Origin of the sequence: Agarivorans sp. QJM3NY_30 (assembly GCF_050870855.2) — a bacterium.
Lineage (GTDB): Bacteria > Pseudomonadota > Gammaproteobacteria > Enterobacterales > Celerinatantimonadaceae > Agarivorans.
The window spans coordinates 2487197-2505043 of sequence record NZ_CP194038.2; the positions used below are offsets into that span (position 1 = coordinate 2487197).

General features: G+C 42.1%; 19 protein-coding genes. 11 read left to right on the top strand and 8 right to left on the bottom strand.

Annotated elements, in window-relative coordinates; translation table 11 throughout:
• Nucleotides 1-5 precede the first annotated feature (5 nt).
• From ACRRSX_RS11410 to ttcA, 7 genes are all read left to right on the top strand, one after another.
• Nucleotides 6-488 (top strand): FixH family protein, encoded by a 483-nt coding sequence (locus tag ACRRSX_RS11410; RefSeq protein WP_432453092.1) that lies wholly within the window; start codon nt 6-8, stop codon nt 486-488.
• Nucleotides 478-2862 (top strand): heavy metal translocating P-type ATPase, encoded by a 2385-nt coding sequence (locus ACRRSX_RS11415; RefSeq protein ID WP_432453090.1) that lies wholly within the window; start codon nt 478-480, stop codon nt 2860-2862. Before ACRRSX_RS11410 ends, ACRRSX_RS11415 begins: the two co-directional genes overlap by 11 nt.
• A complete protein-coding gene (ccoS, locus tag ACRRSX_RS11420; RefSeq protein WP_432453089.1) occupies nt 2862-3044 on the top strand; it encodes a cbb3-type cytochrome oxidase assembly protein CcoS in 183 nt (60 codons plus the stop codon). Before ACRRSX_RS11415 ends, ccoS begins: the two co-directional genes overlap by 1 nt.
• On the top strand, nt 3025-3693 hold the full coding sequence (locus ACRRSX_RS11425; RefSeq protein WP_432453087.1) for a sulfite exporter TauE/SafE family protein: 669 nt from the start codon (nt 3025-3027) through the stop codon (nt 3691-3693). The genes ccoS and ACRRSX_RS11425 overlap by 20 nt, the downstream gene beginning before the upstream one ends.
• A 68-nt stretch (nt 3694-3761) precedes the next feature.
• On the top strand, nt 3762-4508 hold the full coding sequence (locus ACRRSX_RS11430) for an FNR family transcription factor (protein WP_432453086.1): 747 nt from the start codon (nt 3762-3764) through the stop codon (nt 4506-4508).
• Nucleotides 4509-4644: 136 nt separating this feature from the next.
• Complete coding sequence (uspE, locus tag ACRRSX_RS11435; protein ID WP_432453085.1) at nt 4645-5577, top strand: universal stress protein UspE; 933 nt, start codon at nt 4645-4647, stop codon at nt 5575-5577.
• Nucleotides 5578-5659: 82 nt separating this feature from the next.
• Nucleotides 5660-6556 carry a tRNA 2-thiocytidine(32) synthetase TtcA gene (ttcA, locus tag ACRRSX_RS11440; protein WP_432453084.1) on the top strand — a complete coding sequence of 299 codons (897 nt, stop codon included), beginning with the start codon at nt 5660-5662 and terminating at the stop codon, nt 6554-6556.
• A 1-nt stretch (nt 6557) separates the two neighbouring features.
• Here ttcA and ACRRSX_RS11445 read toward each other — a convergent pair whose 3' ends face one another.
• A complete protein-coding gene (locus ACRRSX_RS11445; protein ID WP_432453083.1) occupies nt 6558-7322 on the bottom strand; it encodes a glucosaminidase domain-containing protein in 765 nt (254 codons plus the stop codon).
• A gap of 11 nt (nt 7323-7333) precedes the next feature.
• On the bottom strand, nt 7334-8035 hold the full coding sequence (gene cobB, locus ACRRSX_RS11450) for a Sir2 family NAD+-dependent deacetylase (RefSeq protein ID WP_432453081.1): 702 nt from the start codon (nt 8033-8035) through the stop codon (nt 7334-7336).
• Nucleotides 8036-8551: 516 nt separating this feature from the next.
• Here cobB and ACRRSX_RS11455 point away from each other — a divergent pair.
• From ACRRSX_RS11455 to ACRRSX_RS11470, 4 genes are all read left to right on the top strand, one after another.
• Complete coding sequence (locus ACRRSX_RS11455) at nt 8552-9577, top strand: amino acid ABC transporter substrate-binding protein (RefSeq protein ID WP_432453080.1); 1026 nt, start codon at nt 8552-8554, stop codon at nt 9575-9577.
• 72 nt (nt 9578-9649) lie between these two features.
• The gene (locus ACRRSX_RS11460; RefSeq protein WP_432453079.1) at nt 9650-10846 is read left to right on the top strand and encodes an amino acid ABC transporter permease; all 1197 of its coding nucleotides are present in this window, start codon (nt 9650-9652) and stop codon (nt 10844-10846) included.
• 1 nt (nt 10847) lies between these two features.
• Complete coding sequence (locus ACRRSX_RS11465) at nt 10848-11939, top strand: amino acid ABC transporter permease (RefSeq protein ID WP_432453078.1); 1092 nt, start codon at nt 10848-10850, stop codon at nt 11937-11939.
• A 14-nt stretch (nt 11940-11953) separates the two neighbouring features.
• On the top strand, nt 11954-12712 hold the full coding sequence (locus ACRRSX_RS11470; protein WP_432453077.1) for an amino acid ABC transporter ATP-binding protein: 759 nt from the start codon (nt 11954-11956) through the stop codon (nt 12710-12712).
• 67 nt (nt 12713-12779) lie between these two features.
• Here ACRRSX_RS11470 and ihfA read toward each other — a convergent pair whose 3' ends face one another.
• The 6 genes from ihfA to infC form a co-directional block, all read right to left on the bottom strand.
• Entirely contained in the window at nt 12780-13073 is a 294-nt protein-coding gene (gene ihfA, locus ACRRSX_RS11475) for an integration host factor subunit alpha (RefSeq protein WP_432453075.1), read from the bottom strand.
• Between the two features lie 2 nt (nt 13074-13075).
• The gene (gene pheT / locus ACRRSX_RS11480; protein ID WP_432453074.1) at nt 13076-15463 is read right to left on the bottom strand and encodes a phenylalanine--tRNA ligase subunit beta; all 2388 of its coding nucleotides are present in this window, start codon (nt 15461-15463) and stop codon (nt 13076-13078) included.
• 12 nt (nt 15464-15475) lie between these two features.
• Nucleotides 15476-16456: a phenylalanine--tRNA ligase subunit alpha gene (gene pheS, locus ACRRSX_RS11485; protein WP_432453073.1), complete on the bottom strand. Its 981-nt coding sequence runs from the start codon at nt 16454-16456 to the stop codon at nt 15476-15478.
• 176 nt (nt 16457-16632) lie between these two features.
• On the bottom strand, nt 16633-16986 hold the full coding sequence (gene rplT, locus ACRRSX_RS11490; RefSeq protein ID WP_432453072.1) for a 50S ribosomal protein L20: 354 nt from the start codon (nt 16984-16986) through the stop codon (nt 16633-16635).
• A gap of 18 nt (nt 16987-17004) precedes the next feature.
• The gene (rpmI, locus tag ACRRSX_RS11495) at nt 17005-17202 is read right to left on the bottom strand and encodes a 50S ribosomal protein L35 (protein ID WP_016401507.1); all 198 of its coding nucleotides are present in this window, start codon (nt 17200-17202) and stop codon (nt 17005-17007) included.
• Nucleotides 17203-17301: 99 nt separating this feature from the next.
• The gene (gene infC / locus ACRRSX_RS11500) at nt 17302-17844 is read right to left on the bottom strand and encodes a translation initiation factor IF-3 (protein WP_432456180.1); all 543 of its coding nucleotides are present in this window, start codon (nt 17842-17844) and stop codon (nt 17302-17304) included.
• Between the last annotated feature and the right edge of the window lie 3 nt (nt 17845-17847).

Sequence of the window (17847 nt, forward strand, 5' to 3'; positions counted from 1 at the left end):
TCCTTATGCAACAAGCATGGTACAAACAGTTTTGGCCTTGGTTCTTGATTACTCTTCCCATGTGTGCAGTTGTCGCGAGTTTTTATACTCTGTATCTAGCACTGACAAGCAACAACGACCTGGTGGTTGAGTCTTATTATAAAAAAGGTAAAGCCATTAACGCTGACCTTTCTTTGCTTCACCGAGCACAAGAACTAAATATTACAGCGAAATTAAGCCAAGTTGCTTCAGGTCTTATTCTGAACATAGATCTACCCGATACGATTAAAAACCAACCTTTAAAAATAGCTTTAGCCCATAAGACTTTAGCTAAGTACGATCGCAACTATATTGTGACCGCCGATGCAAATGGCTTATATCGTTTTGGGGATGACTTAACCGATGATAGTCGCTGGTTTATTAGTGTTAGTCCAATGGACGATAGCTGGCGTTTACAAGAAGAACTACAACTACCGCTGTATAAGGTAGAAGAGATTGATGGCCAATAAAGGGAGTCACTGTTTTCATTGTAATGAATTAATTCCTAAAGGTTTTAAGCTAGATGTAATGATTTTGGGCAAGCCACAACCAATGTGTTGTCAGGGTTGCGCCGCAGTTGCTAAAACCATCATCGATAGTGGCTTAGAAGATTATTATAAACATCGCACAGCAGCAGCGCCCAGCGCGCAAGATCTGGTGCCAAGTGCCTTGATGAAGATGCTCGAATATGATGATGAGAACGTTCAATTAGAGTTTGTTGCAAATACTGAACAATATAAAGAAGTATTGCTGTCTATCGAAGGTATTAGTTGTGCCGCTTGTGCATGGTTAATTGAGAAACAGTTATCACAAATGGATGGGGTTCACAAAATTCATGTGAACTCTACCACGCAACGCGCCACGTTGCTGTGGGACGACCAACAAGTAAAACTGAGTCAGTTGTTAAATGCTGTTCAGCATATTGGTTATCAAGCCACTCCCTTTCAAACGGATGAACAAGAAAAGATAGACCGTAAGCTTTACCGCAGTCATCTACTTAAACTCGGAGTGGCGGGCCTTGCGAGTATGCAGGTGATGATGTTTGCAATTGCCTTGTATGGCGATTTTTTTGATGAAATGGATTTGCTGTATCGGGATTACTTTCGTTGGGTGAGCCTAATTATGGCAACGCCGGTATTGCTTTTTTCTGCTCAACCATTTTACTTTGGTGCTTATCGCAGTTTAAAAGCCAAGACGCTGAATATGGATGTTCCAGTCTCCATTGCGTTACTAAGCGCGTATAGCGCCTCTTTTTATGCCACCTTGAAAGGAACCGGAGAGGTTTATTTTGAATCGGTGTCAATGTTTACATTCTTCTTATTATTAGGTCGTTTGCTGGAACTTAGAGCGAGACGAAAATCCAGTGAAACCAGTTCCAATCTATTGAAGTTGATCCCTAAGTTAGCACAGCGTTTACGCGATGATGGCAGTCAAGAAAGAGTCGCAGCAAGCCAATTAAAAGTTGGTGAGCGTATTGTGATCATGCCGGGCGAAGCGGTCGCTGCTGATGGTGATATTTGCTTTGGCGAAAGTGATTTCGATGAGTCTTCGCTTACTGGAGAATCTTTACCGGTAAACAGACGTTTAAATGATAGGGTATATGCGGGCACGATTAATCACGAGCAAACGGTTCACTTAAGGGTTCGGGCAGTGGCTCAGAATACCTTTGTCGCAAATATATTACGCTTACAAGAACAGGCGCAAAGCGAAAAGCCTAAAATAGCGACCATTGCAGATCAGGTTGCACGTTACTTTATTTTTGGTTTATTACTTATTGCGGCCGCAACTTATACTTTTTGGCACTATTATTCGCCACAAGACGCCTTTTGGATCACGCTTGCAGTATTAGTCGCAACCTGCCCCTGCGCCTTATCGTTAGCCACCCCTGCCGCATTGACTGCTGCGACGCATCAGTTGTCAAAGAATGGTCTATTGGTCAAGCGAGGACACGTATTAGAAACTTTAGCCAAACTGACCACCGTCGTCTCAGATAAAACTGGGACTCTGACCGAAGGCAATTTAACCATCTCTCAAGTTATTTGTGAGCCTAGTTTTACAAAACTGCAGGTGTTGAACTTCGCTGGTGCTTTAGAAAGACAAAGCTCTCACCCAATTGCCCAAGCTTTTGCACATTTCAACGATTTGAATGCTACTCAACTTATACACCATACAGGCTTGGGATTAGAAGGAAGCATTGAGGGTCGCCATTTCACGCTTGGCAAAGCGTCTTTCTGCAAGCAAAGGTCCATTCATCAACCCGGAATGTTAGAGTTAGTTTTGTGCTGTGACAATCAGCTTGCGGCACGCATTTATTTGTCCGACGTAATAAAGGCAGATGCTAAACTATTTTCAGAAGGTCTTCGTAAACGAGGCATTAGCTTAACCATGTTAACTGGTGATGACTCAGGACAAGTTGCGTTTGTAGCAGAGCAACTTGCCATCGATGATGTGATGAGCGGTGCCCTGCCTCAAGATAAGTTGAAATTGGTGCAGCAAAAATGTATGCATTATCCCCACTTACTGATGTTGGGCGATGGCGTGAATGATGGCCCCGTGTTAGCTGCGTCACCGCTATCGATTGCCATGGGTTTGGGGACGGATGTTGCAAAATCTAGTGCCGATGCAGTTCTACTGGGCAGTAAGCTGTGCACTTTATTAACGGCAATTGACCTTGCCAAGCGAACAAAAACAATTATTACTCAAAACCTCGCTTGGGCGCTGGGATATAATGCTCTTATCTTGCCTTTAGCCGCCGCTGGTTGGGTGACGCCATACATGGCCGCTATTGGGATGTCTTTATCTTCGCTGGCAGTTTTAACTAACTCCTTAAGGCTAAATAAATAATGTCTATCATTTTTGTATTAATTCCTATCGCCTTAATTTTTATAGCAGCAGGGATCGGCGCTTTTTTTTGGGCGGTTAAAAGTGAGCAGTTTGAAGATTTGGATCGTCAGGGCGTAAATATATTGTTTGATGAAAAAAGCTCTGACAAGAGCAAGAAACAGCATGACAACGATGCAATCTGATTACTTGGCTGCTTTTATTACCGGCTTACTTGGAGCAAGCCACTGTGTTGCGATGTGTGGTGGTATCGCTTGTATACTCGGTAGCCGAGTGAGCGACAATAGCTCAAAATTTTTGCTTAGCCTAGGTTTTAACTTTGGGCGAATTATAAGTTATTCAATAGCAGGCGCCTTTGTTGCTGGTTCTTTTCAGGCTATAAGTCTGGTTCATTCTTCATTCCAGTTACTTTTCTTATTGCAATGGCTCGCTGCCATTATGTTGATCCTACTGGGGATCCATCTCACCCGTTGGTTTTCTGTACTTTCGCCGATTGAAGCCTTAGGCCGGGGATTGTGGGGTAAAATTCAACCAACAGCGAGTAAGGTAATGGCGATTAAACATCCTTTGGCCAGCTTACCTTTGGGCATGTTATGGGGATGGCTACCTTGTGGTTTGGTTTATTCCAATTTGACTTTAAGTGCTAGCCAGGCAAATTGGTTTAATGGGGCGATTGTGATGTTCTGTTTTGGTTTAGGAACCTTCAGTGTGATGTTGCTCGCCGTGATGTTGGGCCAAAAACTCACTCGAATATTAGCCAACCGCTATCTACAGATTTGTTCCGGCTTAATGGTATTTAGTTTAGGACTATATCAAGTTGTTACATTGTTGTAGCAATAACTATAGAAAATGACTTACAGAAAGAGTAGAATTGCCTCGAACTCCAGTAGCATAGTTTGAGTATGAGCATTAACCCAAAAGCCAATCAAAGAATCCAAACCGGTGGATGTGAGATCCATTGCCAAGATTGTAGTATTGCACAATTGTGTATCCCGTTTTCATTAAATGAAACTGAGCTCGATCGCTTAGACAGCATTATTGAAAGAAAAAAACCAATTCAAAAAGGCGAAGAAATTTTTGCTGCTGGTGACAAATTGAAAAGCTTGTATGCTATTCGCTCGGGCACAATTAAGTCTTATACAATCACCGAGCAAGGCGACGAACAAATCACCGGTTTTCATCTAGCGGGAGATTTAGTAGGTTTTGATGCCATTAATAATCAAGTCCATCCCAGTTTCGCTCAAGCCCTTGAAACATCAATGGTTTGTGAAATACCATTTGATACCATGGATGAACTTTCTGCAAGCATGCCCAAATTGCGTCGGCAAATGATGCGTTTAATGAGCAACGAAATTGTCGCTGATCAAGAAATGATTTTGTTGCTTAGTAAAAAGAATGCAGAAGAGCGTTTAGCTGCTTTTATTTATGGCTTATCACAACGTTTTTCAGAACGTGGTTTTTCTCCGCGCGAATTTCGTTTAACCATGACTCGAGGCGATATCGGAAACTACTTGGGCTTAACTGTAGAGACTATTTCTCGACTCCTAGGTCGTTTCCAAAAAGCGGACATGATCGCTGTAAAGGGTAAATATATTTCAATTACCGATCGTGACGCGCTTCGTCATTTGGCCGGCACGAAACCAAGCTAAGCTATTAAAAACACTGACCTGATTTATATCAATCAACTGCATAATAATGAGGTCAGTGTTAACCACCTCTAATATATTTTCAACAATATGAGCTAAAGTTAAGTAGCTATTCCAGACAAATTCTAGGAGCTGCTTTATGATTAAGTATCGTAATATATTGGTGGTAATTGATCCCCTACACGACTCTCAAGCGGCATTGTCTCGTGCTGTTTTCTTAGCAAACAAAGAAGATAAAGCCAAGATCAAAGCGCTACTCACTATCTATGATTTCTCTTATGAGATGACTTCAATGCTCTCGATTGAAGAACGTGAAGCGATGCGTTCTGGGGTGATCGAAGAGCGTAACGTTTGGCTTCAAGATATCGTGGCTAATACCCAGACTCATGGTATTGAAGTTGAAACCAAAGTGATATGGAACAATCGCCTGTACGAAAGCGTGATTCAAGAGGTGTTAGATTTTGGTCACGATTTAGTGGTTAAAGCGACTCATCCGCACCCAACTTTACAGTCAATTATTTTCACGCCAAATGATTGGCATATTTTACGAAAATGCCCCACTCCAGTATTAATGGTGAAAGAACATCAATGGCCCACCAAAGGTAAAATTTTGGCGGCGATTCATGCTGGTTCTGAAAACGAAGATCATCATAAACTTAATCTCAATATCGCCAACGAAACTAAAGATCTGTGTCATCTATTAGATGCTTCAGCTCATGTCGTAACGGCCTATCCTTCAGCACCAGTGAATATCGCTATAGAGTTACCCGATTTTGATCCTTTAAAATACAACCAAAATGTGAAAGAGTTTCACGAAAAAGCCTTGGCTGATTTTGTAAAACAAAACTTTGAACATGAAGTGAAAACACACCTTGAAGAAGGCTTACCAGATGATGTTATTCCAGAAGTCGCTAACAATATTGATGCTGAAATTGTTATTTTGGGTACTTCTGGTCGAAGTGGATTTAGCGCAGCTTTGATCGGCAACACCGCTGAGCACGTAATTGATCAATTAGATTGTGATCTTTTGGCACTTAAACCAGATAATTTTGTGAGTCCATTTCAAAAATAACGCCAAATAAGGCGTCGTTTAAATAGTTGCGTCGTGTTAGCGGGGATATATAATAGCCCCGCTTTTTCATTGGGAACACGACATGTCATTTACAGCAAAACAACAGTACAACCATAACAAACTACAAAAACGGATCCGTCGTCATGTTGGACAAGCGATTGCCGATTACAACATGATAGAAGCGGGAGACAAAGTGATGGTTTGTCTATCTGGTGGTAAAGACAGTTACGCCATGTTAGATATTTTGCTGAACCTTCGGGCCCATGCTCCGATCGATTTTGATGTGATTGCGGTGAATTTAGACCAAAAGCAACCGGGATTTCCAGAACATATCTTGCCAGAATATCTTTCAAGTTTAGGTATTGAATATAAAATCGTTGAAGAAGATACCTACTCCATCGTAAAAGACAAAATACCTGAAGGAAAGACAACATGTTCCTTATGTTCACGCTTACGTCGTGGCATTTTATACCGTACTGCAACTGAACTAGGCGCGTCAAAAATCGCCTTAGGCCATCATCGCGACGACATCTTAGAAACCCTTTTTCTAAATATGTTTCATGGCGGGAAGCTTAAAACAATGCCGCCCAAATTAGTGAGTGATGATGGTAAACATGTGGTCATTAGACCGATGGCTTATTGCAAAGAAAGTGATATGCAACGTTATGCGGAATTAAAAAACTTTCCAATTATTCCATGTAATTTATGCGGATCTCAGGAAAATTTGCAGCGCCAAGCGATAAAACAGATGCTCAATGATTGGGAAAAGAGGTTCCCTGGACGAGTAGAATCTATGTTTAGATCGGTGCAAAATATCGTCCCTTCTCATCTACTTGACCATCAACAATTTGATTTTAAATCGATTGACCGTAATAGTGGCATTATTGATGGAGGGGATATTGGATTTGATCAGCCTGAGCTGGACACCAGTCCAGCAGTCCAACCATCTTCAAGTCTTGTTCAGATCGTCGAATTGTAATCTAGCTTGAAGTGACAGCGATAGAAGATGGCCATAATTTTTGATTAATTTGTATCATCTTCTTTAGTTCTTCGACATAAGCTTCGCCACGTTCCGAGTAATTTGTAAGGTGTGAAGCAAGATCGATGGCATTAAGCGCACCGGTTTGTCGCGCTTGCTGTCGATACTGCTGAAAATCCGAATAGGCAGGGTTACTGTTGAGGTTCAACATATATGCGCTCACCGATTGATACACCGAAGTAAATTTTCGGACCTCATGGCTGGCTCCACTAACCCGGCTTAATGGAACCAAACCGCAGCCTTTTGTATAACACCACTGACCAAACAGATTATTACCTTCTCGAGCAAATCGAGACGTTCCCCAAGCCGATTCATTTGCTGCCTGCGCCAAAACCAAAGCAGACGGGATCACATCAACCTTCATTAATAGTTGCTGTAAAACACGATTGATATCAGAATCAAACGCTACCCGATATGTTTTGGCCAGTTGCTCAACACGCTTAAGTTTAGTCTTATTTAATTTGTGGTTTGAAGCAGACTCTTGATACCCAATTAGTTGTTGGCGAAGCTCTCGTAATTGTTGGTTGTTGACATCAACTAATGGCAAAATAAAATCAGTAAAAGCCTGCTTTTTCTCTGTAACATCACTTATTGATTGGAAATTAGGCAATTTAGCCTTAGCGAAGGCGGAAGGATCTTGTTGCGGTGTTTTGTCACAGCCAACTAAGGCGCACAGTAACAACGCCGTTAATATTTTATTTTTCAAGCAGTTTCTCTTTAAGGTGATAATTGCCCCAAAAACTGAGGTACCAAGTCGCTAGCGGGACCATAATAGCGTTCAGCGAATTCACTCTGCATTTCCGATGGGGCCAAGTTTAATTCTATAGTTCTTGCATCGTGACTAGCCGCTTCATGAACGAAGCCTCCTGCTGGAAAAACGTGTCCAGAGGTACCAATCGCAATAAATATATCACAATGGCTAAGTCGGTGGTAAATCTTGTCAAGGCCGATGGGCATTTCTCCAAACCACACGACATGAGGCCTAAGTCGTGCTGGGAACTGACAGCAAGTACACAATGCATTTTTACCAAGATCCCCTTTCCATTCGGTGGTTTGATTGGAGACTGGGCAACGAGCCTTTAATAACTCGCCATGCATATGTAAAACATTTTTGCTGCCTGCTCGTTCGTGCAGGTCATCGATGTTCTGAGTAATCAGCAGCAATTCTATATTTTCTTGTTGCTCTAATTCCGCCAACGCAAAGTGAGCCGCGTTGGGGTGAACTATTTTATTCTGCAATTGCTGACGGCGTAAGTTATAAAACTGATCAACAAAGTCCGGATCTCGAATGTAAGCTTCAGGTGTTGCAACATCTTCTACTCGATGTTTCTCCCATAAACCGTCGGCATCGCGAAACGTTTGGATCCCCGATTCAGCAGATACTCCGGCACCAGTCAACACCACGATATTTTTTCTCATATTCATCTTCTATTAATCCGAGAACCAAATAATAATTCATAAATATATAATATCGCCGCGCCCTTCCCCATCAGACTTAAGTTGTAATGTGACATAGGATGGTGAAAAGTTACCAAGCCTTAACATAATTTGTAGTATTATTCTCGACAGTCCTTTAAATATCTAGTTACTCTAACTAAGTTAAGAAAGCAATTGTGCTTTATGCAACATTTCTCGCTTTTAGCAAGTTAGTAACAGTTAAATCAGAGTATTAAAGGGACTTGTGCTAAAATTGACTTAGCGCAAATAAAATATGGATTTTTGAGCAAAATATGTAGGTGAGACTATATTCATTTATAGTGAATAATTTTTCGCTTATGGTCACTTATTCGGCATAAGCATCGAATTTCAGTGTTACAATTTTGTTGACAGCGAATATTTGAATGTTTATGTTGTTATTGGCTCTGGATATATCTCTTTTAAATCTTGAGATTTGTACATACATAAACAAATGACAAACTGTACAGGGAAGAAAACATGTTAAAAAACACACATATTAAAGCCGCTGTGGCAGCTGTTGCTTTAGCATTCGCTGCTAATGCGAGTGCTGCTGATAGCATATTAGACAGTGTTAAAAGTAAAGGATTTTTGCAGTGTGGTGTAAGCACCGGCTTACCTGGATTCTCTAATCCAGATGCAACTGGTAATTGGCAAGGCTTGGATGTAGACGTTTGTCGTGCAGTTGCTGCCGCAGTACTAGGCGACGCATCTAAAGTGAAGTACACACCTTTAACTGCGAAAGAACGTTTTACTGCGCTTCAATCCGGCGAAATCGATATCCTTTCACGAAACACAACTTGGACTCTGACTCGTGATAGTTCTCTAGGTCTTAACTTTGCTGGTGTGAACTACTATGATGGTCAAGGCTTCATGGTCAGTAAGCAACTAGGTGTATCAAGTGCGAAAGAGCTTGATGGCGCCGCGGTTTGTATCCAATCTGGTACAACGACTGAATTGAACTTAGCGGATTACTTCCGCGAGCATGGCATGAAATACACTCCTGTTGTATTTGATACTTCTGACCAAACCGTTAAAGGGTTTGAAGCTGGCCGCTGTGACGTATTAACTTCTGACCAATCACAATTATATGCATTACGTATTAAATTAGCTAAACCTGATAGCGCAATGGTACTACCTGAGATCATTTCTAAAGAGCCTTTAGGCCCAGTGGTTCGTCAAGGTGATGACCAATGGTTGAATATTGTTAAGTGGTCATTATTTGCAATGGTCAATGCCGAAGAGTATGGATTAACTTCAACCAACGCTGATGACATGCTGAAATCAACTAATCCTAACGTTCGTCGTATCTTAGGACTAGAAGGTCCAAAAGGTAAAGGCTTGGGTTTAGATGACAAATGGGGTTATAACATCGTCAAGCAAGTAGGTAGCTACGGTGAGTCATTTGAAAGAAACGTAGGTTCAGGTTCTCCATTAGGCATCGCTCGTGGCGTGAACGCGCTATGGAGCAAAGGTGGTTTCCAATACGCGCCGCCAATTCGTTAATATCATCGTAATAACTTAGAGCAGGCCTAGCCTGCTCTCTTTTCATTTAACTTCCACACTAGGTTGATTTATATGGCTGCTCATCCTTCTACCAAGGATAACTCAGCAAACAGTCTTCGTAAGATCTGGTTTGATCCCAACGTAAGAGCGCTAGTTTTCCAAATTATTGTTGTAATTGGTGTAATCGGATTTTTTTATTACATTATTAGCAATGCTCTTTTTAATTTAGAGCAACGTGGTATTACAACCGGTTTTGGTTTTCTAAACCAAACCGCTGGTTTTGGTATTATTCAAACCCTAATTGAATACGACGAAAGCCACTCTTTTGGTGATACTTTCATTGTTGGTTTGCTCAATACTATTCTTATTTCAGTTCTCGGGATAATTTTTGCAACGATATTGGGCTTTATTATGGGGGTCGCTCGACTTTCGAATAATTGGCTCATCGCAAAAGTTGCGACTGTTTATATTGAGACACTACGTAACATTCCTTTATTACTTCAGATCTTTTTTTGGTATTTTGCGGTTTTACGTGCATTACCAAGTCCGAAACAGAGTATTAACGTCGGCGACGCTCTATTTTTAAATGTCCGTGGTTTATATTTACCCTCGCCAATAATGGAAGCTGGATCCAATGTTGTTGTCATCAGCTTCATGATTGCTGTGATTGGATGTTTCTTGATGGCCCGATGGGCTAAAAAGCGTCAGGTGTTAACCGGACAACCCTTTCCTACCCTATTGGTATCTTTAGCCGTTATCGTATTGGTTCCTTTAGTGGTTTTCTTTGCGATGGGGGCCCCCATAGGCTTGGATTACCCCGCATTAAAAGGTTTTAACTTCCGCGGTGGGATGGTCGTGATTCCTGAGCTGGCGGCCTTATTAGTGGCACTTACATTTTACACAGCTACTTTTATCGCAGAGATCGTTCGCTCCGGTATATCAGCGGTCAGCAAAGGGCAAAGTGAGGCAGCAGAGTCTTTGGGGCTCACTAGAACTCAGGCGCTTAAGTTGGTTATTATCCCGCAAGCCATGCGGGTGATTATCCCACCCTTAACCAGTCAATATCTAAACTTAGCCAAGAACTCCTCTTTGGCAACGGCAATTGGTTATCCGGATTTAGTATCGGTTTTTATGGGAACGACTCTCAACCAAACAGGTCAAGCGATTGAAGTAATTGCGTTAACGATGGCAGTATATTTAACCATCAGTATTACCACGTCTTTTCTCATGAATCTGTACAATAAAAAAATGGCTTTAGTGGAGCGTTAATATGTCAGAACATCAATTTAAACCTGATCTTGCTCCACCAAATATGAGTGTTGGATTTATCGGTTGGTTCAAGAAAAATCTATTCTCTTCTTGGGGTAATACGATATTAACCTTGCTTATTGCTTACATCATCATACCGCCGATTATATCCGCATTTCAGTGGGTGGTTATCGATGCGGATTGGATAGGTAATAGTCGTGAAGCTTGTACCAGTGATGGCGCGTGCTGGGTATTCGTAGCAGATCGCTTTTCACAGTTAATCTACGGTTTTTATCCGCATGCCGAACGCTGGCGGGTAAATATTGTTTTCGTTAGCTTTTTACTATTAATCGCCGCATTGGTTTATGAAAAAACGCCACATAAGCCTAAAATTGCTATTTTTACTTTAGTGATTTATCCGGTGATCGTGTTTTTCTTACTTATCGGTGATTCATTTGGTTTACCTAAAGTAGAAACCCATCAATGGGGTGGCTTAATGCTAACTTTAGTATTAGCCATTACTGGTATCGTTGCTGCGTTACCCTTTGGTATTTTGCTGGCCTTGGGGCGTCGATCTCATATGCCGATTGTTCGTAGCTTTTGCACCATCTATATCGAGTTTTGGCGAGCCGTTCCGTTAATTACTGTGCTGTTCATGGCTTCGGTTATGTTGCCGCTATTTGTTGGTTCAGAAGTTGACTTCAACAAGTTGTTAAGAGCAATTATCGGTATTATTTTGTTCCAATCTGCTTATATGGCAGAGGTTATTCGTGGTGGCTTACAAGCAATTCCGAAAGGTCAGTATGAAGCGGGAGAAGCACTTTGCTTAACTTATTGGCAGTCAATGGGCTTGGTGATTTTGCCGCAAGCGCTAAAAATTACAATTCCTTCGATTGTGAATACCTTTATTTCCTTATTCAAAGACACTAGCTTAGTGTTAATTGTTGGTTTATTCGATTTACTAGCCATTGGGCAGTCAGCATTAGCCGATCCGGCTTGGTTAGGCTTCTCAAGCGAAATGTATGTATTTATAGCGTTTGTATTTTGGGTGTTCTGTTTCAGTATGTCTAGGTATTCAATTTACCTTGAGAAGAAACTACACACAGGACATTAATAAGGAAGTTTGAAATGAATTCAAATCAAAATAGCCCTGAAGTGGTCATTCAATTAAAGGGAATGAACAAATGGTACGGGGAGTTTCACGTATTAAAGGACTTAGATCTTACCGTCACTAAAGGCGAAAAGATCGTTATTTGTGGTCCTTCTGGTTCAGGTAAATCAACGATGATCCGTTGTATTAACCGCTTAGAAGAACATCAGAAAGGCGACATCATCGTCAATGGTACTGAACTATTGAGCGATCTGAAAAGCATCGAAATGGTACGTAGCGATGTTGGTATGTGTTTCCAGCACTTTAATCTGTTCCCTCACCTAACGGTATTACAAAATTGCTGTTTAGCGCCAATTTGGGTAAAGAAAATACCAAAAGCTGAAGCTGAAGCCACTGCCATGAAGTACTTAGAAAGGGTCAAGATCCCCGAGCAAGCCGACAAATTTCCAGGACAATTGTCCGGAGGCCAACAGCAGCGTGTAGCAATTGCCAGAAGCTTATGTATGAATCCATCGATTATGCTGTTTGATGAACCCACCTCAGCGCTTGATCCAGAAATGGTCCGAGAAGTGCTCGATGTGATGGTGGAATTGGCAGATGAAGGTATGACCATGTTGTGTGTAACGCATGAAATGGGTTTTGCAAAGCAAGTTGCAGACCGAGTTATCTTTATGGATCGGGGGGAGATTATTGAAGAAAACGAACCAGTTCAATTTTTCGAAAACCCGCAATCCGATAGAACCAAGTTATTCTTGAGCCAAATTTTAAATCACTAACTATCGTTAGAATCATTTGGATAAAAAAAGGAAGCCATCTGGCTTCCTTTTTTATTACGGTTAAAATCTATTTCGGTTCAGCGTTCTCTACCCGGCTCTTGAGCTTTTGCCCAGGGCGAAAGGTGACTACTCGACGCGCAGAAATGGGGATATCTTCACCAGTTTTGGGGTTACGACCAGGGCGTTGATTTTTCTCCCTAAGATCAAAGTTCCCAAAACCTGAAATTTTGACTTGCTCCCCATTTTCCAAAGCGACCCGTATTTCTTCAAAAAATGCTTCTACAACTTCTTTAGACTCTCTTTTGCTAAAGCCTAAGTTTTCAAATAAATTTTCTGCCAGGTCAGCTTTAGTTAATGCCATAACTAGTCCCTCAAGGATGCGTCAAACTCGGTACGTAACGCCTCTACAATAATATCAACTGTAGCGGCAATCTCTTTTTCTTCAAGGGTACGGCCCTGCTCCTGCAAAGTTAAGCTAATCGCTATACTCTGCATATTGTCTGCAATACCTTTCCCTTTGTATACATCGAATAAGTTTACGCCAACTAATTGATTTCCGCCAACTTTCTTAATGCAATTTAATAAATCACCTGCTTGAACGTTTTGCGATACCAATAAAGCTAAGTCTCGGCGGTTTGCTGGAAACTTCGAAACGGGCTTTGCTTCGGGCAAACGGCGTAAGCTTACAGCGTTCATTTCAAGCTCAAACAAGAATACTTTTCCGCTGAGACCAAAGGCTTTTAGATGTTGTGGATGAAGCGCTCCTACATAACCAATCACCTCCCCTTGATAGATTACTTTTGCCGATTGTCCTGGATGCAATGCGGGGTGACTTCCCACAGCAAAGCTAAAGGCATCGTCGTTAGCGCTTAATTGTAATAAGGCTTGTACATCGCCTTTGATATCGAAAAAATCCAGTTCACGATCACTGACATTCCAAGCTTCTTGGTTTGCATTACCACAGATAACCCCAGCGATCATCGGTGTTTGCTTCACTCCATTCTCGCTATTTTCATCTGGTACAAAGCGTAAGCCAGACTCAAAAACTCTTACCCTCGTCTGTTGACGTTTCTGGTTGTAGGATAGGGTATCAAGTAATCCTGTCCATAAACTTAAACGCATTGCTGACATCTCAACCGAAATTGGATGCGGCAAAATCATAGCCTGCTGTTCTGGGTGAAGTAGTTGTTGTCGTTTAGGGTCAACAAAGCTATAAGTAATTGCTTCTTGGTAACCACGCGCACAAAGTAACTGTCGTAACTTAGCGCTGGGTAAGATGTTTTCTTGGTGTTGAGCGGTCGTTAATGAGGCTTTAGGCGACAGATTCGGGATATTGTTATATCCATAAATACGTGCGACTTCCTCGATCAGATCTTCCTCAATATCCATATCAAAACGGTAGCTTGGTGCTAAGGCTTGCCAACCCTGCTCAGTTACTTCCACTGTCATACCTAAGCGGGTTAAAATGTCGGTCACATTAGACTTTTCAAATGGATAACCAATCACTTTCTCTAAACGAGCATGACGTAAGGTGATATTGGATGACGTTGGCAGTTGCTTTAAGTCTCCGGATTCAAGTACAGGACCGACTTGTCCCCCACATATTTCAACTAACAGTTGGGTGGCTCGTTCCATCGCTTGGTTTTGTAATTCAAAATCAACGCCGCGTTCGTAGCGATGAGAAGAATCAGTGTGCAAACCATATTGACGGGCACGCCCAGTGATCGCTAGTTTGCTGAAAAAGGCACATTCCAAGAAGATATCTTGGCTAGCGTTAGTGACACCAGTGGCTAAACCACCAAAGATACCCGCCATGGCGATAGGCCCACTTTGGTCACAGATTGCCAGTGTATTTTCTTGTAACTCAACTTCATTACCATCTAGAAGCACTAGTTTTTCGTTTGCTTTGGCTAAGCGAACTTCAATACTCCCCTGCAGTTTCGCAAGATCGAAGGCGTGCATCGGCTGGCCTTGTTCAAGCAATACGTAGTTGGTGACATCAACAACAGGGTCAATTGAACGAACGCCACTACGGCGTAAACGCTCTTGCATCCATAACGGTGTAGTCGCTTGCACATTCACACCTTTAATGACCCGACCTAAGTAGCGAGGGCACTCTTGGGTTGCAAGCACATTGACAGCAAACGTATCGTCAATAGTCACCGCAGCATCAACCCATTGAGGTGTGACTACATCAATTTGATTTAACACGCCAACTTCACGAGCTAAGCCGCGTAGGCTAAGACAATCAGCACGATTGGGGGTTAAATCAACTTCAATCGCTACATCATCTAACTGTAGGTAGTCGCGTAAATCGGTGCCAATTGGCGCATCACTTGGCAGTTCCATGATGCCATCAGACTCATCACTAATGCCTAACTCACTATAGGCACATAACATACCGTGAGAAGCTTGGCCGCGAAGCTTAGCCTTTTTAATTTTAAAGTCGCCAGGCAGCACAGCACCAACCATCGCCACGGCTACTTTTAAGCCTTGGCGGCAATTAGGCGCACCACAAACGATATCGAGTAATTCGTTTTGGCCGACATTTATTTTGGTTACCCGTAGTTTGTCCGCATCTGGATGTTGGCCACATTCGACAACTTCACCAATCACAACACCACTAAATTCGGCAGCGACGGGCTCAATACCGTCAACTTCTAGCCCTGCCATAGTAATTTGTTCTGCTAGTTGTTCTCGGGTAATTGCAGGGTTAACCCACTCTCTTAGCCAGGATTCACTAAATTTCATATCAATTAACCCTTAATTGAATTGTTTTAAGAAGCGTAAGTCATTTTCGAAAAATGAACGCAAATCGTTAACGCCGTAACGCAACATGGTTAAGCGCTCCACCCCTATCCCAAAGGCAAAACCTGTGTATTCCTCAGGGTCAATATTTACCGAGCGAAGTACATTCGGATGTACCATGCCGCAACCTAGAATTTCCAACCAACCATTTTTTCCGAGTACATCAACTTCTGCGGAAGTTTCGGTAAAAGGAAAGTAAGATGGTCGGAAGCGCACTTGTAGGTCGTCTTCAAAGAAGTTTTGTAAGAAATCGTATAAAACGCCTTTTAGTTCGGTAAAGTTAACATTTTTGTCAACCATTAAGCCTTCGACCTGATGAAACATCGGTGTATGTGTCTGATCGTAATCATTTCGATACACCCGACCTGGAGAAATTATGCGTATTGGCGGCTTCTCTGTCTCCATCGTGCGAATTTGCACCCCAGAAGTTTGAGTTCGCAATACTAAATTAGGATTAAAGTAAAAGGTATCATGGTCGGCGCGAGCGGGATGATGCTCGGGGATATTTAGGGCATCAAAGTTATGGAAGCCATCTTCAATTTCTGGCCCTGATTTGACTTGAAAACCGAGTTCACCAAAGAAGGTCTGAATACGTTCAATGGTACGTGTCACGGGGTGTAAGCCCCCCAGCTCATCGGTGCGACCCGGTAAGGTTACATCGACGGTTTCCGAAGCGAGCTTGGCATTAAGCTCTTGTTGTACCAAGGCTTCGCGTTTTTCATTTAACGCATCTTGGATAAGCTGTTTGGCTTGGTTAATAAGTTGCCCCGCCTGCGGACGTTCTTCTGGCGATAATTTGCCAAGTCCTTGCAGTTGTTTGGTCATTAACCCTTTTTTACCTAAGTATTCCACGCGAACAGCGTCAAGTTCATTCATCGCTGAAGCTGCATCAATGTGAGTCTTAGCCTGATTGATTAGCGCATCAAGATCTAGCATGATTTCCTCATATTCCCCCAAGGGAAAGGCTGATTTTTTAGTTTTAAATAAGACCGGAAATAGTACTTTAATGAACCGCTTATAGCTAGACTTGTTCCCGGAAAAAGGCTGGATGTTAGTGATTTTTATATATAAAAAAAGGGAGCCTAGGCTCCCATTTCAAACATTAGCGACGCTTATAAAGCAGCTTTTGCTTTTTCTACCAACACTGTGAAGGCTGCTTTATCAAAAACAGCAATATCAGCTAGGATCTTACGATCGATTTCGATAGATGCTTTTTTAAGTCCGTTAATCAAACGGCTGTAAGACAAACCATTTTGACGAGACGCAGCATTAATTCGTGCAATCCATAATTGACGGAATTGACGTTTACGCTGACGACGGTCACGGTAAGCATATTGACCTGCTTTAGTTACCGCTTGGAAGGCTACGCGATAAACACGTGAACGTGCTCCGTAGTAACCTTTGGCTTGCTTTAAGACTTTCTTATGACGTGCACGTGCTTGTACACCGCGTTTAACTCTGGCCATTCTTAACTTCCTCTAAACTTATGCGTACGGCAACATGCGAACAATTGATGCAACATCAGATGCAGCAATCATACCCTTCGGACGAAGGTGACGTTTAACCTTAGTACGGCGCTTAGTCAGGATGTGACGAAGACCAGCTTGTTTGTATTTAAAACCACCAGAAGCAGTTTTCTTAAAGCGCTTCGCAGCACCTTTGTTTGATTTCATTTTTGGCATTTACATGCACTCCGCATTGCAATATGAACAACATATAGTTAAAGGCGAACAAAAACAGCTTACTTATAAAGTAAGCTGCTTGTTACTTGTGAGCCTCAACTACTTCTTTTTAGGGCCTAACACCATCACAGCTTGGCGACCTTCCATTTTTGGAAAAGCTTCCACAACTGCAATCTCTTCTAAATCCGCTTTAATACGGTTTAGTAGATCAAAGCCTAAGCTTTGGTGTGCCATTTCACGACCACGGAAACGTAGTGTTACTTTAGCTTTGTTACCCTCACTTAGAAAACGAATCAGGTTGCGTAGTTTTACCTGATAGTCGCCTTCATCAGTTCCAGGTCGGAATTTAATTTCCTTAACCTGAACCTGTATTTGCTTTTTCTTCTGCTCTTTAACAGATTTACTCTTTTCGTAAATGAACTTACCGTAGTCCATGACCCGACAAACAGGTGGTTCAGCATTCGGACTAATTTCAACTAAATCTACGCCTGATTCTTCGGCGGTGTTTAGCGCTTCATCCAAACTCACAATGCCAATGGCTTCGCCATCTAAGCCCGTAAGGCGTACTTCTTGTGCTTGAATTTCTTCATTTATCTTGTGTGCTCTTGCAGCTTGTTGCTGACCACGTCTTCCGGTTTTTATAAT

Bases quoted from the DNA above. Each gene is read 5' to 3' on its own strand.
- ACRRSX_RS11470 (WP_432453077.1), top strand. From the start codon at position 11,954: ATGAATTCAAATCAAAATAGCCCTGAAGTGGTCATTCAATTAAAGGGA.
- ACRRSX_RS11460 (WP_432453079.1), top strand. From the start codon at position 9,650: ATGGCTGCTCATCCTTCTACCAAGGATAACTCAGCAAACAGTCTTCGT.
- ACRRSX_RS11410 (WP_432453092.1), top strand. From the start codon at position 6: ATGCAACAAGCATGGTACAAACAGTTTTGGCCTTGGTTCTTGATTACT.
- ACRRSX_RS11415 (WP_432453090.1), top strand. From the start codon at position 478: ATGGCCAATAAAGGGAGTCACTGTTTTCATTGTAATGAATTAATTCCT.
- ACRRSX_RS11455 (WP_432453080.1), top strand. From the start codon at position 8,552: ATGTTAAAAAACACACATATTAAAGCCGCTGTGGCAGCTGTTGCTTTA.
- ihfA (WP_432453075.1), bottom strand. From the start codon at position 13,073: ATGGCATTAACTAAAGCTGACCTGGCAGAAAATTTATTTGAAAACTTA.
- rplT (WP_432453072.1), bottom strand. From the start codon at position 16,986: ATGGCCAGAGTTAAACGCGGTGTACAAGCACGTGCACGTCATAAGAAA.
- ACRRSX_RS11430 (WP_432453086.1), top strand. From the start codon at position 3,762: ATGAGCATTAACCCAAAAGCCAATCAAAGAATCCAAACCGGTGGATGT.
- pheT (WP_432453074.1), bottom strand. From the start codon at position 15,463: ATGAAATTTAGTGAATCCTGGCTAAGAGAGTGGGTTAACCCTGCAATT.
- ccoS (WP_432453089.1), top strand. From the start codon at position 2,862: ATGTCTATCATTTTTGTATTAATTCCTATCGCCTTAATTTTTATAGCA.
- uspE (WP_432453085.1), top strand. From the start codon at position 4,645: ATGATTAAGTATCGTAATATATTGGTGGTAATTGATCCCCTACACGAC.
- ACRRSX_RS11465 (WP_432453078.1), top strand. From the start codon at position 10,848: ATGTCAGAACATCAATTTAAACCTGATCTTGCTCCACCAAATATGAGT.
- ttcA (WP_432453084.1), top strand. From the start codon at position 5,660: ATGTCATTTACAGCAAAACAACAGTACAACCATAACAAACTACAAAAA.
- pheS (WP_432453073.1), bottom strand. From the start codon at position 16,456: ATGCTAGATCTTGATGCGCTAATCAATCAGGCTAAGACTCACATTGAT.
- ACRRSX_RS11425 (WP_432453087.1), top strand. From the start codon at position 3,025: ATGACAACGATGCAATCTGATTACTTGGCTGCTTTTATTACCGGCTTA.
- cobB (WP_432453081.1), bottom strand. From the start codon at position 8,035: ATGAGAAAAAATATCGTGGTGTTGACTGGTGCCGGAGTATCTGCTGAA.
- rpmI (WP_016401507.1), bottom strand. From the start codon at position 17,202: ATGCCAAAAATGAAATCAAACAAAGGTGCTGCGAAGCGCTTTAAGAAA.